At 56.0% G+C, this 15,495-nt stretch carries 4 protein-coding genes; all 4 read right to left on the bottom strand.

Features of this window, described 5'->3' with window-relative positions:
* Positions 1 to 9: 9 nt before the first annotated feature.
* The 4 genes from HZS52_RS13345 to HZS52_RS13330 all read right to left on the bottom strand — a co-directional run bounded on the left by HZS52_RS13345 (position 10) and on the right by HZS52_RS13330 (position 15,225).
* Positions 10 to 9,123 (bottom strand): Ig-like domain-containing protein, encoded by a 9,114-nt coding sequence (locus tag HZS52_RS13345; RefSeq protein WP_190372948.1) that lies wholly within the window; start codon positions 9,121 to 9,123, stop codon positions 10 to 12.
* Positions 9,124 to 9,414: 291 nt separating this feature from the next.
* Positions 9,415 to 11,244, bottom strand: coding sequence for an ABC transporter ATP-binding protein (locus HZS52_RS13340; RefSeq protein ID WP_190372947.1), 1,830 nt, complete (start codon positions 11,242 to 11,244; stop codon positions 9,415 to 9,417).
* Positions 11,244 to 12,212 carry a hypothetical protein gene (locus HZS52_RS13335; RefSeq protein ID WP_223827927.1) on the bottom strand — a complete coding sequence of 323 codons (969 nt, stop codon included), beginning with the start codon at positions 12,210 to 12,212 and terminating at the stop codon, positions 11,244 to 11,246. The genes HZS52_RS13340 and HZS52_RS13335 overlap by 1 nt, the downstream gene beginning before the upstream one ends.
* 40 nt (positions 12,213 to 12,252) lie before the next feature.
* A complete protein-coding gene (locus HZS52_RS13330) occupies positions 12,253 to 15,225 on the bottom strand; it encodes a UDP-N-acetylmuramoyl-tripeptide--D-alanyl-D-alanine ligase (RefSeq protein WP_223827926.1) in 2,973 nt (990 codons plus the stop codon).
* Between the last annotated feature and the right edge of the window lie 270 nt (positions 15,226 to 15,495).

Genomic DNA, 15,495 nt, shown 5'->3' with positions numbered 1-15,495 from the left:
CAGTACTAATTACTGATCGATTTTAAGTTGACCATCATCCAGCATGCTTTGGATAAAGTCGGAAGAGCTACCACCCTGCGGAATTTCCACGCCCTTCAAGACGATACGTTGATCAGCATTACTGCCATCTGATGCTAAGCCTCCATCAGATTTAACATGCAATACCGCATCATCTCCCTGCTGTTCAGCCATTATATACTGATCTAGGTTATCTGCATTTTCTCCCTGAAGAAGGTCTGCGATGTCCAAGCGATCAGACTCTGAATCGGCTCCAAATTTACCCATATTAAACCCGGTTATCTGGTCTATAGCAGGAGCTTGCTCTGCATCCTGGTTTTGATCCCCAGACTCCCACATAAATGTATTGGCACCGGTACCACCATACATCATATCGTCACCAGCCCCCCCAATCAGAGTATCATTGCCACCTTGTCCAAATAGAATGTCATCGCCATCACCGCCGATGAGGATATCATTACCGCTTGTCTCCATAGAGTTATTAAACTCTTCATGATTGTCAGTGATGTACTGATGAATTTGCTCGGCAGAAACTTGGTTAGGATCTGCGATACCCAACTGCCCGGCAATGTAAGACTTTATGGATGGTAAGCCATTACCTTCAATACCTGCAAAGGTCACCTGATCTCCAAACAGGATATCATTGCCCTCACCCCCGGATACTGTGTCGTCGCCGGACAGCAATTGGACATTTTCGCCAAGAATAGCATCAGCAAGTTGTTCAGGGTCGATATTCGATTGGACAATGCCATCGGAGTCATAAGCCTGGAGGCTGCTTTCATTCAAGCTGCTGCCCAAGCCAATTGAATTAACCGACGACATACCGTCTAATAGCTCAAACGCTTCCGACGAGTTCTGGACAACCGTATTCGTGGTGCTTCTACCATCACCAGCAAGCGCAGAAATCTCGTATGCGCCATCTCCATCGGGCCTTATTTGACCGATAACACTGCTACTCCAACTTCCTCCGCCACAGCCAGAGCTATGAGTCCACTGATTTACGTTTCCGCTTGAGTCAATAACTTCACGAACATGTCCATCAATATTCATCGAGTAGGCTTGACCTGGGACATAGTCAATATCGTCGACTGTAAGATTCCAGCGGCTACCTCCTTTGGAGCCTATAACTACACTCTCCTGTTCATTGCCCTGATAATACGTTGGCAAACCGTCGGTAATAAAGTAAGTCAGGTTAGTACCAGAATTGGCTTGGACAGAATCTGTATTGAACCAGTTGGCCGTCGTCTTAAAAACGTCTTCGTAGTTGGTACCGCCACCTTTCTGGAATCCATCTAACACTGTCTGCAGTTTCGACAGCGCTTGTGGATCCGACAGATCAACACTGACATTGCTGCCTGCCTGAGTATCAAACTCTACCAAGAAGATGTTTACAGTGCCGGCATTATCCTCGCCTACACTCTCTTTAAGAGTATTGAACACCTCGGTCAGAGATGCCTTAGCATTGGCAATATCGGCATTCGACATACTGCCCGATGTATCCATCATGAATGCCAGGTTATAGTTTTCACCTGGCACCAACTGGAGACCAGCAACATCACCAATAATGATGTCATTCGCACTGCTACCTCCAATAGAGTCTCCGCCGGGTGAACCCACCACGATATTATATTGCTCCACTGCGGTGGTATCAGTGCTTGTTTCACTATCTATGACTTGCTGGTCTCCAGCGGCATCTTCGTATATCTCGCTAGAAGTTACCGTAGCCGTGATATCAAACGCTCCGGCACTCACAGGCACTTTCATCGTCAACATCAACTGTTCGATGCTATCCCCTGTAGGATTAGTCACCAGCCAACTGCCATCCGACTGGCTAACTACGCCCTCACCAGTCAGCTCCACGCCTGCTGGGATGTTCGTCAAAACAATATCTGAAAGTACCTCGCTACCGTCCTCATCCGCTAATAGCGTAGAGAGCTCGACTTCGATAACGTCATAGCCGGTTTGGGTAATAGTGGTAGTCGCATCAGAGGGCAACATAGTTGAGCCATCGCCATATATGACCCCACGAATGTTATTAACACTAATAGTCACGCCCGTTGCCAAATCGGTGATAGTACCGTCATAGCCTGAGTTTTGATGCTGCTCGCCCAGATTAACGGCATAGCTTGTCAATGGCTTGTTTAAGTAGACATAGTCTTTGTCATCACCATTGATCGAATTGACTGCCTGGCTGCCATTCACCAGCTTATCGAAGTCACCGGTAAGCGCAATGACATCCACACCGCTAGTATTATTGGCACTACCAGGATTTAGATTGCCGTCACTAAACGGTGGTTTGATAACCTCACCACTGATTCCTTCAGCACTGATGTCAGAGCCCTCAATAGTGATAGTAGAGCCGTTATGCTCAACCGTAATGACAGAGGCACGTACAGACTCTAGTGTGTCACCCAGCGACACTGAGATAGCGGGCGCATCGGCCACCGGCCTGATGTCAATTGTGAGGGTAGCTTCAGCCCCTTCATTGAGGGCATCAGTGGGCAGGAACTGCAACTGAGCATAGTCAGCTTCCTGGTTCCCTACCCCTTCACCGCCATAACTGTCGAAGCCCGACTCATTAGTGTCTGGCATAAAGCGCAGTTGCCCAGCATCTATTTCTGCTCTGGAGAAACTTGCATCTTCAGCCACAATCTGCCATTGCCCATCGGTATCTTGGAACTCCAATGTTCCAGAGGCTGGCAAATTGGTAATCACAATTCCCTGTTCATCAGCAGGTGAATCGTCAGTGATATTAAAGTCACTCCATTTCAATATTAAAGCAGTGTCTTCCTCACCTGTTACTTGTCCATCCGCAGTCTCTGGGGCTGCATCTATCGCATACTCACGGTCGGCCTCGGCGCTGTAGGCGTTGCCCGCGGCGTCTTCGCCGGTTACTTCGGCGCTGATGCTGTCGTTCTCGGCCAGCACCGATCCGGGCACGTCGATGGCGTAGTTGCCGTCGGCGTCCACTTGGCCGCTGTAGCTCTCGTCACCCACGCTCAGGGTGACGGTGTCGCCGGCTTGGGCGTCGCCGCCCACGCTGCCGGTGACGCTGATGGTCTGGGTGGCTTCTTCGCCGTTGATCACGTCGTCACCGGCGATGGTGTCGATGGTGATGGTGGCCGCGGCGTCGGTGTCCACGCCGTAGTCGCGCGCAGCATCGGCACTGTAGCCATTGCCCGCGGCGTCTTCGCCGGTCACTTCAGCGCTGATGCTGTCGTTCTCGACCAGCACGCTGCCGGGCACGTCGATGGCGTAGTTGCCGTCGGCGTCCACTTGGCCGCTGTAGCTCTCGTCACCCACGCTCAGGGTGACGGTGTCGCCGGCTTGGGCGTCGCCGCCCACGCTGCCGGTGACGCTGATGGTCTGGGTGGCTTCTTCGCCGTTGATCACGTCGTCACCGGCGATGGTGTCGATGGTGATGGTGGCGGAGGCGTCGGTGTCCACGCCGTAATCACGGTCGGCATCGGCGCTGTAGGTGTTGCCCGCGGCGTCTTCGCCGGTCACTTCAGCACTGATGCTGTCGTTCTCGGCCAGCACCGATCCGGGCACGTCGATGGCGTAGTTGCCGTCGGCGTCCACTTGGCCGCTGTAGCTCTCGTCGCCCACGCTCAGGGTGACGGTGTCGCCTTCGCCGGCGTCGCCGCCCACGCTGCCGGTGACGCTGATGGTCTGGGTGGCTTCGCCGCCGTTGATCACGTCGTCACCGGCAATGGTGTCGATGGTGATGGTGGCGGAGGCGTCGGTGTCCACGCCGTAGTCACGGTCGGCATCGGCACTGTAGGCGTTGCCTGCGGCGTCTTCGCCGGTCACTTCGGCGCTGATGCTGTCGTTCTCGGCCAGCACCGATCCGGGCACGTCGATGGCGTAGTTGCCGTCGGCGTCCACTTGGCCGCTGTAGCTCTCGTCACCCACGCTCAGGGTGACGGTGTCGCCGGCTTGGGCGTCGCCGCCCACGCTGCCGGTGACGCTGATGGTCTGGGTGGCTTCTTCGCCGTTGATCACGTCGTCACCGGCGATGGTGTCGATGGTGATGGTGGCGGAGGCGTCGGTGTCCACGCCGTAGTCACGGTCGGCATCGGCGCTGTAGGTGTTGCCCGCGGCGTCTTCGCCGGTCACTTCAGCACTGATGCTGTCGTTCTCGGCCAGCACCGATCCGGGCACGTCGATGGCGTAGTTGCCGTCGGCGTCCACTTGGCCGCTGTAGCTCTCGTCGCCCACGCTCAGGGTGACGGTGTCGCCTTCGCCGGCGTCGCCGCCCACGCTGCCGGTGACGCTGATGGTCTGGGTGGCTTCGTCGCCGTTGATCACGTCGTCACCGGCAATGGTGTCGATGGTGATGGTGGCCGCGGCGTCGGTGTCCACGCCGTAGTCGCGCGCAGCATCGGCACTGTAGCCATTGCCCGCGGCGTCTTCGCCGGTCACTTCAGCACTGATGCTGTCGTTCTCGGCCAGCACCGATCCGGGCACGTCGATGGCGTAGTTGCCGTCGGCGTCCACTTGGCCGCTGTAGCTCTCGTCGCCCACGCTCAGGGTGACGGTGTCGCCTTCGCCGGCGTCGCCGCCCACGCTGCCGGTGACGCTGATGGTCTGGGTGGCTTCTTCGCCGTTGATCACGTCGTCACCGGCGATGGTGTCGATGGTGATGGTGGCCGCGGCGTCGGTGTCCACGCCGTAGTCGCGCGCAGCATCGGCACTGTAGCCATTGCCCGCGGCGTCTTCGCCGGTCACTTCAGCACTGATGCTGTCGTTCTCGGCCAGCACCGATCCGGGCACGTCGATGGCGTAGTTGCCGTCGGCGTCCACTTGGCCGCTGTAGCTCTCGTCGCCCACGCTCAGGGTGACGGTGTCGCCTTTGCCGGCGTCGCCGCCCACGCTGCCGGTGACGCTGATGGTCTGGGTGGCTTCTTCGCCGTTGATCACGTCGTCACCGGCGATGGTGTCGATGGTGATGGTGGCCGCGGCGTCGGTGTCCACGCCGTAGTCGCGCGCAGCATCGGCACTGTAGCCATTGCCCGCGGCGTCTTCGCCGGTCACTTCAGCACTGATGCTGTCGTTCTCGGCCAGCACCGATCCGGGCACGTCGATGGCGTAGTTGCCGTCGGCGTCCACTTGGCCGCTGTAGCTCTCGTCGCCCACGCTCAGGGTGACGGTGTCGCCTTCGCCGGCGTCGCCGCCCACGCTGCCGGTGACGCTGATGGTCTGGGTGGCTTCTTCGCCGTTGATCACGTCGTCACCGGCGATGGTGTCGATGGTGATGGTGGCCGCGGCGTCGGTGTCCACGCCGTAGTCGCGCGCAGCATCGGCACTGTAGCCATTGCCCGCGGCGTCTTCGCCGGTCACTTCAGCGCTGATGCTGTCGTTCTCGACCAGCACGCTGCCGGGCACGTCGATGGCGTAGTTGCCGTCGGCGTCCACTTGGCCGCTGTAGCTCTCGTCGCCCACGCTCAGGGTGACGGTGTCGCCTTCGCCGGCGTCGCCGCCCACGCTGCCGGTGACGCTGATGGTCTGGGTGGCTTCTTCGCCGTTGATCACGTCGTCACCGGCGATGGTGTCGATGGTGATGGTGGCGGAGGCGTCGGTGTCCACGCCGTAGTCGCGCGCAGCATCGGCACTGTAGCCATTGCCCGCGGCGTCTTCGCCGGTCACTTCAGCGCTGATGCTGTCGTTCTCGACCAGCACGCTGCCGGGCACGTCGATGGCGTAGTTGCCGTCGGCGTCCACTTGGCCGCTGTAGCTCTCGTCGCCCACGCTCAGGGTGACGGTGTCGCCTTCGCCGGCGTCGCCGCCCACGCTGCCGGTGACGCTGATGGTCTGGGTGGCTTCGCCGCCGTTGATCACGTCGTCACCGGCAATGGTGTCGATGGTGATGGTGGCGGAGGCGTCGGTGTCCACGCCGTAGTCACGGTCGGCATCGGCACTGTAGGCGTTGCCTGCGGCGTCTTCGCCGGTCACTTCGGCGCTGATGCTGTCGTTCTCGGCCAGCACCGATCCGGGCACGTCGATGGCGTAGTTGCCGTCGGCGTCCACTTGGCCGCTGTAGCTCTCGTCACCCACGCTCAGGGTGACGGTGTCGCCGGCTTGGGCGTCGCCGCCCACGCTGCCGGTGACGCTGATGGTCTGGGTGGCTTCTTCGCCGTTGATCACGTCGTCACCGGCGATGGTGTCGATGGTGATGGTGGCCGCGGCGTCGGTGTCCACGCCGTAGTCGCGCGCAGCATCGGCACTGTAGCCATTGCCCGCGGCGTCTTCGCCGGTCACTTCAGCGCTGATGCTGTCGTTCTCGGCCAGCACCGATCCGGGCACGTCGATGGCGTAGTTGCCGTCGGCGTCCACTTGGCCGCTGTAGCTCTCGTCGCCCACGCTCAGGGTGACGGTGTCGCCTTCGCCGGCGTCGCCGCCCACGCTGCCGGTGACGCTGATGGTCTGGGTGGCTTCTTCGCCGTTGATCACGTCGTCACCGGCGATGGTGTCGATGGTGATGGTGGCGGAGGCGTCGGTGTCCACTCCGTAGTCACGCGCAGCATCGGCGCTGTAGCCATTGCCCGCGGCGTCTTCGCCGGTCACTTCAGCACTGATGCTGTCGTTCTCGGCCAGCACCGATCCGGGCACGTCGATGGCGTAGTTGCCGTCGGCGTCCACTTGGCCGCTGTAGCTCTCGTCGCCCACGCTCAGGGTGACGGTGTCGCCTTCGCCGGCGTCGCCGCCCACGCTGCCGGTGACGCTGATGGTCTGGGTGGCTTCTTCGCCGTTGATCACGTCGTCACCGGCGATGGTGTCGATGGTGATGGTGGCGGAGGCGTCGGTGTTGACCGTGATGTCACGTGTTTCGGTCGCGGTCTGGCTGTTACCCGCCGCGTCGGTGGCGGTCACGCTCGCTTCCACACTGTTGTCGGCGATCAGGTCGGCGGTTGCCACGGTAGTGCTGTAGCTCAGGTTGCCCGCACCGTCGTCGACCACGTTAGTGGTGTAGCTGTTGCCATTTACACTCAACGTGACTTGATCACCCGCTACCACGTCACCACTCACCGTGCCGCTGACAGCTGTGAAGTTCTGCTCAGCCTCGGCAGCGTTGATCACGTCGTCACCGGCGATGGTGTCGATGGTGATGGTGGCTTCTAAATCCGCATCAGCGTCTGCATCGGCATCCGCGTCTGCATCGGCGTCTGCATCGGCATCCGCGTCAGCGTCCGCATCTGCATCCGCGTCTGCATCGGCATCAGCGTCAGCGTCAGCATCCGCATCGGCATCCGCGTCTGCATCAGCATCGGCGTCTGCATCAGCATCGGCGTCTGCATCTGCATCAGCGTCCGCATCGGCATCCGCATCTGCATCGGCATCTGCGTCAGCATCAGAATCCGCGTCGGCGTCGGCATCTGCATCCGCATCAGCGTCCGCATCGGCATCTGAGTCAGCATCTGCATCTGCATCAGCGTCCGCATCGGCATCCGCGTCAGCGTCAGCATCTGCGTCGGCGTCGGCGTCGGCGTCGGCGTCGGCGTCGGCGTCGGCGTCGGCGTCGGCGTCGGCATCAGCATCCGCGTCTGCATCCGCATCGGCGTCCGCGTCAGCGTCCGCGTCAGCATCCGCATCTGCGTCAGCATCGGCATCCGCGTCGGCATCTGCATCAGCGTCCGCATCGGCATCCGCATCTGCATCAGCATCGGAATCCGCGTCGGCGTCGGCGTCGGCGTCGGCGTCGGCATCCGCGTCCGCATCAGCGTCCGCATCGGCATCTGAGTCAGCATCTGCATCTGAGTCAGCATCTGCATCTGCATCAGCGTCCGCATCGGCATCCGCGTCAGCGTCAGCATCCGCGTCTGCATCTGCGTCGGCGTCGGCGTCGGCATCAGCATCCGCGTCTGCATCGGCATCAGCGTCGGCATCTGCATCGGCGTCTGCATCCGCATCAGCATCGGCATCCGCGTCTGCATCAGCATCCGCATCGGCGTCTGCATCAGCGTCCGCGTCTGCATCGGCATCAGCGTCGGCATCTGCATCGGCGTCTGCATCCGCATCAGCATCGGCATCCGCGTCTGCATCAGCATCCGCATCGGCGTCTGCATCAGCGTCCGCATCGGCATCCGCATCTGCATCGGCATCTGCGTCAGCATCGGAATCCGCGTCGGCGTCGGCATCTGCATCGGCATCCGCATCAGCGTCCGCATCGGCATCTGAGTCAGCATCTGCATCAGCGTCCGCATCGGCATCTGCGTCGGCGTCGGCGTCGGCGTCGGCATCAGCATCCGCGTCTGCATCCGCATCGGCGTCAGCATCCGCATCGGCGTCAGCATCCGCATCTGCGTCAGCGTCAGCGTCAGCGTCAGCGTCAGCATCGGCATCCGCGTCGGCATCTGCATCCGCGTCGGCATCTGCATCGGCATCTGCATCCGCATCTGCATCCGCATCCGCGTCAGCGTCTGCATCCGCATCCGCATCCGCATCCGCATCAGCGTCAGCATCCGCATCGGCATCGGCGTCGGCGTCGGCATCAGCATCAGCATCAGCGTCTGCGTCTGCGTCAGCGTCTGCATCTGCGTCGGCGTCGGCGTCTGCATCCGCATCGGCGTCTGCATCCGCATCAGCATCTGCATCTGCATCTGCATCTGCGTCCGCATCCGCGTCGGCAGCCAACGCAACATCATCAAATTCAACAAGCTCAGCGGAGTCTAAACCGCCTTCAGCAGCCTCGAAACTTAATGGGTCGGTTTCTTCAGCAATACGTGCAACGCGAACGAAATCGCTACCGCCACCACCGCCGCCGGCGCCACCACCGGCAGCAGTCGCGTCAAGAAGATCGAGGAGATCTCCTTCTTCGTCGTCAAGAGCGGCAAGTAGCGCTTCAAGATCGTCGTCTTGGGCGCTGGCATCTGTGGCTACAATTGCGTCAACATCAAGCTCGGGCGTAACAGCAACTTCTTGGCCACCCTCGACAACGTTAGCGCCTGTTCCGTCGGCAAAGTCTAGCTCCACACGACCATCCTCAGATGTGATGAGCGTTTCGCCCTCCTGAAGAACGTCGCCAATGCGCAGTTCGCGCAAGTTGCCGTCTTCGTCACGTGCCCATGCCTGACCTGAAATCGCTGTAACCGTCGCCGTTGCCATGCGCTGTTCTCCACCCACCGTTTAATTAAAGAGGTCGCCGCTTTGCCAAGCCCTGTGAAAAATAGCTATTAGCGGCATTTTGGAACAAGGCTAGTCTTGATTAAGACAGTTGCATATTGTACCGGTGGACAATACGGGCAAAATAATAGGAAGAGTGTGTTGGTGAGGTTCGCAACTGTCGTGTCAGGGGGCACTTACAGCCAATTCACCGAACAAAAGAACAGAAATCGCTAACGCTAGCTGATCAAAGAAGCTGATACAGGAGCTGATGAACAGTAGCTACCCTTTCTCCTAATTTACACTATGGTGCAAGCTGGCAATATCACGCCGCAGGGTAGAGAAAGAATGGCTATGATTGACTGCCTCATAAGCTTTAATAAGACCAGCCATCATATTGAGTGCACCAGAATCGTTATTAGCATGACAACGCTGACAAAATTCGTGCGCGCGTGCAGCCAATGCAACGTAGTTCGCAGCAGTGGCCGGGGTATCAAATTCAAACCAGCGTGGCTGAGTATTTGAACCCTCCCACTGGTTGCCAATCACTTCAAGCACTTCGGCATGCAGTTTTGCAGATAATGGCCAGAAAGCCCCAACCGTGTCGTATACCCAACCAAACCAGTCCATCAGAAGCATATGACCATCTATATTCGCCATGCGTGCACTACTCGGATTTTGCACCGTCAGGCTCTTGGGAATCCTTTCCACCTCAGCCACCATAAGTGGCCATAACCGCATAAAATGATCAATTTGAAAGCTTTCTTTATCCTCTTGCGTCAAATACGCAAAATGCGAAGCGTCTATTTTCTTCATACGCTCGGGTAAAGAGGCAAAAGTTGCTGTGTATTGCGCAATAAGCCGGTTAGGCAAAGGGACATGAAGCAGACATTGACGCAGCTCACTCATCCAGGGTTTTCGTTCTTCTGAGTTTTTCCACTGAGGAAATTGGCCACCTATCTCCAACAATACAAAAGAGCACCACGGCAACCTACCACTCTCCAGCAAGATAGGCACAGCGGGAATGACACCATGGTAATGGCCATTTACTTCGTTCAGCAGCGCGGTTTCATGCAGAGCTTCATTTTCTCGCGCTGAGACATAACACTTGAGCAATATATAACGTGGGACATCGCTGGCATCAGTATCACGAATCAATACCTGTGCTATAGATCGCCCATGAATCAGGCGGCACTGTAAAACATCAATGTCGCTATTGCAGTGCTTACGCTCAACCAACCACGGCAACAGCCACTGTTTGAGAGTCCTTTGTTCAAAACGTTGAACAAAATCCGTGGTTGAAAAGAGAGATATCTGTTGAGAGCGCGGCAAAAGCAACATGTTAATCTGCTGAAAACGCTTGATGATGCTCAAAAAGCTTACTAGCCCATTGACACTCGCCGCCATTAATTGGCGTACCCCCAGCAGCAGTATGAATAGCGTCAACAGTGGCCGCATAGTGCCATTAAGATAATCCAGCACAATGATCAGAAAACCCAGTACAAAACTGATATTGATCACTGTGAGAACATTGCCTTGAAGCGTATCCTGGATTTTTTGCACCCTTTCAAAGCGGTAGTAAAAGCCCACCACCATCACCAACCCAAGCACACATAAAACAGCCAATAGTGCTAGAAGAGGATGTAGAAGAGCGATCATCAGACAGAACAGTATGGCAATAACTGCTGATGATAAGGCGCCTAACACAACACCCAGTACACGTTTACCAAGTAATCGATGGTTGGCAACTAGCCGAGTTTTATTCAAGTGCTGCAGTATTGAAGCTGAAAGGCTGGCAATGGCTTTTTTAACTAGCCATTTAAGCAAGGCATAGGCGCAAAAACAGAGTACTGCCAATGCGATCAGAACCGCTATTTTTTCACTGTTGGCATCCGTCCAGAAAACCCATCCGTCGATGCGGCTACGGCCAGTTATCAACATTTGGAGCAGTTGCCAGGGGAGTACCAAGCTTGCCAACAGCATTACTTGAGTTGCGATCTGCATCAACAGGATAGTGGCCACGCGCCAGCGAAATGGCCACAGCACCTCGCGAGCCAGCGCCATCATTAAGTCACGAACCTGATCGCCATGGATCTCATTCGTCTCAGTCACCAGATTGCTCATCAATCAGTCATTGGCTTAATAAGTTGCATGAATACACGTAACTCTTCCGGCTGATCTGCTACCGACATATACGTTGAAACTGCATGATGCACTGCAGATAGGATGGCCTCATTGTGGCGCAGACTGCGCTGCTGAGCCTCTGCCCAGCTGTACACTGGCCATTGTTCTTGGGTCGCAAGGGCCTTCCCGGCCTCGTTTAGTGAAGAGAATAGCAGCGGCAGAAACGCGCTCCCATAAAGCTCGGTCACCGCCACTACTTGGCTGCCATCGTGATAGCGTATATCTCGAAGCGCATCAGGAATGGATATATCCCCTTGGGGGTCAAGCAGGTAAAACAACCGCTGCCAAAATGGCGCTGCGCCGTAGCTCTCTTGCATCACCCTCTCAAGCGCCTCGATATTAGCGGGCAGGGACTCCCCCTGTTGTACATCCCCTCTCAACAGCGATTCCGACCAGCGAGCCAACCCTTCATGCACCCAACCTTGCTTGAACATCATGTGTGCGTTTTGGTATAGATGAAACAGTTCATGTGCAGGCGTTAAGCTCCGTGCTGCATTCACATGCCCACCCAGAGCCATGCGAATATGACAATCTGGCGAGGCAGCGCTGTGTACAACTTCGTCATAAGCCTGCCCGCTACGTGTTTGATCAGTACGTAAAACCACCATAATGAAGTGCGCACGCTGATAGCGTGGCATGAGCAAAGGTGGTGTGAGCCCCAGAACGTCGCGATAAAGCGCATCGGCAGCCGCCAACTGAAGCTCCAAGTCTTCAAGTTGCGTTGCGTTTAGCGCCGCACTCTGGTCAGGGCTCTCGACAAAGAAGTGAATGTCATCAAAACCCTTCGCAGGATTCGGCTCATTTGCCAACTCCTCGAGCGATCCATCACCCTGCAGGTAGTAGCATTCACCGGCTTCATGCTGCGGCTGAGCAACAGCAGGCGCTAGCTTGCCTATCGCACAAAGCAATAGCAGAGCGCCCCACCAGCGCCGGCTTGACGATAAGTATTTATCCACGGGTCAGGTGTGAAAAAAGCGCGTGTAACCCAATACCATGGGATGCCTTAACAAGTACGCTATCTTGCGACATCATGTGGTTAGGCAATGCTGCTTCAAGTGCTTTGACATCCGAGAAATGAAACACTCCGGCGGCCTCCCCTCCCAGTAGTGGCGCTAACGCTTGGCAATGTTGACCGCACAGCAGTATTTGCCTGGCCGATAACGCGTTAAGTATGGGAACAAGCTCCAGGTGCAGCACCTCTGATTCTGAGCCAAGCTCCAGCATATCGCCAATAATCAATAGCTTGTGATCCGCATCGACAGGTAGTGCGGAGAAAGCTTCCAGTGCCATACGCATCGATAACGGATTGGCATTATAAGCTTCATCGTACACAGTGATCGCCACTCCTTGGTAATCAATGGCCCGCACCTCCCCCCTCCCTGCCACAGCCTGAAAAGAGGCTAGGCGAGCCATAACGGTGTCTAAAGGAAGGTTATCGTGCCTGGCCACTGCCAGCACTGCCATAGCGTTAAGCAGCATATGACGCCCAACGGCGCTCATGCATAGTTCATACGAAGCGCCATCGAACGTAATGCGCCCGCTATTGCCTGAAAACTCAAGCATGCGTATGTCAGCGTCAGCATGCTCGCCAAAGCTGACTACTTTTAGGTGGTAGCTCCTTGCCTGCTCAGCAAGATAGGCATACTGCGGCATATCACGATAGAGAATTGCGACCCCATTGGCTGGCATACCCTGAAAAATAAGCGCTTTCTTACGAGCAATTTCGTCCAACGAGTGGTGATATTCCAGGTGCGACGCAGCGATATTCGTAACAATGGCGATATCAGGGCGAGCAATATCCGTATTGTGGGCCATGGAGCCGATGGCCATTTCAACAACCCAGTATGGCGCCTCTGGAGGCATTGAAGCGATGTTCCAGGCAATACCAATCGGCAGGTTGGCACTGCCTTGCGTTTGCCCTACTGAACTGTTGTAGCTCAGCACATGGGCTAGCATCGCCACCGCCGTTGTTTTGCCTGCGCTTCCGGTAATACCAACGACCCGACCTGCGTAGCAGCGCCGTTGCCACTGCCCTATGGCCAGTGTTGCTGCGCGAATATCGTCTACCTGTAACACGGGCACACCGATATCACGATATGCCTCGCCATCATCACAAAGCACTGAGGAAGCACCTTTAGTGACCAGTGATTTCACCGCCGCGAATGGCAAAAAACCTTTGCTCATCTCCTTGCCCCGAGCGACAACCACCTGCCCAGGTTGAAAGGATTTCGGCCAGCAGCATACTCCACTTGCCAACCATTTATCAGGAGGAGATGTTATCCATTCTCCCCCCGTTGCCGAGGCCATAGCCTCTGCATCAAGCTTATTTTCTAACGGTGGCTTGATACTGGCATATTTTCCCTTACACAGCAGTTGCTGATAGGCCACCAGCCCTGAAAGGTAGTGCTCTACATCATCAATCCTTACGCGAAAACCGTGATGGCGAATAAAAAAACCATCCAGGATAGTAGCGGGTGACTTAAAGTACATCGCTACTTCCGGCCAGAAAAAACCATTCAGAAGATAGTTCGCTCTGGCGTGCAGTGCCCGATAAAACGCATTGATATCAAAACCGTTCAGCACATCGATTAAATCAGGGCGTGTCTCCAGCTTGAGCAGCGTCTTGTGAAACGCCATTGACAGCTCAAGCAGTGTTGGAAAAGTGGTCAGCCGCTCGCGAATAAAATCGACATAACCTTCTATGTTGCGCACCGCAAACGCAAAATATTGTCGCTCTGGACAATGCGCCACCAATTCATTTGCGCAATAAGCAAGCCAATGGTCATGCGCCTTTTCGTGCCCGTTAGCGATAAAGTAGTCAAACGCTTTGACAACGCAGTCCAGCCAACGACTATTGCGGGTATGATCGTAAAGTCGCATCAGAGCAAAAGCGGCTTCACCATCGTAATAAATTATCCGGGTCTTTTCCTTAACCGATAAATCCGCAGCATTGAGTACGTGCACAAAGCTACCGTCAGCTTCCTGCATTCTTGAAATCCCTAGCGCCAGTGCATCCACCAAATCAGCATAACGATCATCTCCCATGACTTGGTGATACTTCACCAACGCAAGAATGGCGACCGCATTGGCTCCCAACTTGATGATATCGCCCCTATCCACCACATAGGCCGCCCCTTGGCGATGAACGACAAACTCGGAACATAAGCCCGAAAGCGCCCAAGATATCTGTTGGCGTACCAGCCCAAGCTGCTCATCACTTAAAAGCAGTTGATCAGAGCAAGCCTCATACCCCTCCAACAAAGCATAAGTACTGCTGGCGTGACGTAATACATTGTAAGTATTAATGAGGCGATCAAAACAAGGAAAATAGCCATATACGTATCGACCATCCTGGCCAACCTGTTTGCCTAAAAAGCGGGTCGAGCGGGCTATCAGTTCCCCTGTGGAAGCCACTGTCAGCGGTGGCATCTCCCGCCTACTCCAGCGCCTTGGTCGGGTTTCCAGTGCATGCACACTTGTTGTCTCACCGCTAACATCCACAAATATGCCGGTAGTGGAAAAACTCCACACCGTCATGTTGTCGGCAAAGTCCGGCATCTGGCTTGAGCCGTGACGCGCTTTCATGTAGCGCTCAAGGTGATGTTGGTTGACTTCAGCATGCTCAACATGCCCTCCTGCGTACAAACAGGCATTGGCGTTTAGCTCCATCTCAGTCAACAAAAGTCGCGGGAGCCTCTTACCAACAAAGGCTAGGCCGCTGCGAAAATAGCTGCGCTTATAGCGCTTCATCTCCTGTTTTAGCGCCTGCCACTGCCACTCTCGTACGGCAAAAGGCCATTCCAACCGACACCACACCAAAGGATGGGAGAACTTTCGCTCCAGTCTTGTCACTGCTTGCTTCAAAGTGGGTAATAACGCCGCCCAGTTGCCTGCCTGCAAGCTGCTCAAATCAAGTTGCATAGACGTGACTTGTGCACGCTCATAGCCATCGCTTACTGAAATCAACATTACCTGCGAAAATTCCGCAAACTCTGTGTGTCTGTCCAACCACATAGGCATCACGGTGTCGCCCATGCTATCCAACACATGCGAAATTTCCGCCGCTCGGGAGGAGTGTTCAGCACTCGACTTACTTAATGGAAGCGAGCAATACAGTGAAGAATCTTTAATACCCGGCATTAAGTTGCTCAATAATAGAGGCTAATGTGAGGGACAGAAATGTATTGAATA

The sequence above is a fragment of the Vreelandella titanicae genome (assembly GCF_014697095.1).
GTDB lineage: Bacteria > Pseudomonadota > Gammaproteobacteria > Pseudomonadales > Halomonadaceae > Vreelandella > Vreelandella titanicae.
This window is presented reverse-complemented; position numbering and strand designations above follow the sequence as displayed.

Coding starts and splice junctions, on each gene's coding strand:
- HZS52_RS13330 (WP_223827926.1), bottom strand. CDS start 15,225: ATGCAACTTGATTTGAGCAGCTTGCAGGCAGGCAACTGGGCGGCGTTA.
- HZS52_RS13345 (WP_190372948.1), bottom strand. CDS start 9,123: ATGGCAACGGCGACGGTTACAGCGATTTCAGGTCAGGCATGGGCACGT.
- HZS52_RS13340 (WP_190372947.1), bottom strand. CDS start 11,244: ATGAGCAATCTGGTGACTGAGACGAATGAGATCCATGGCGATCAGGTT.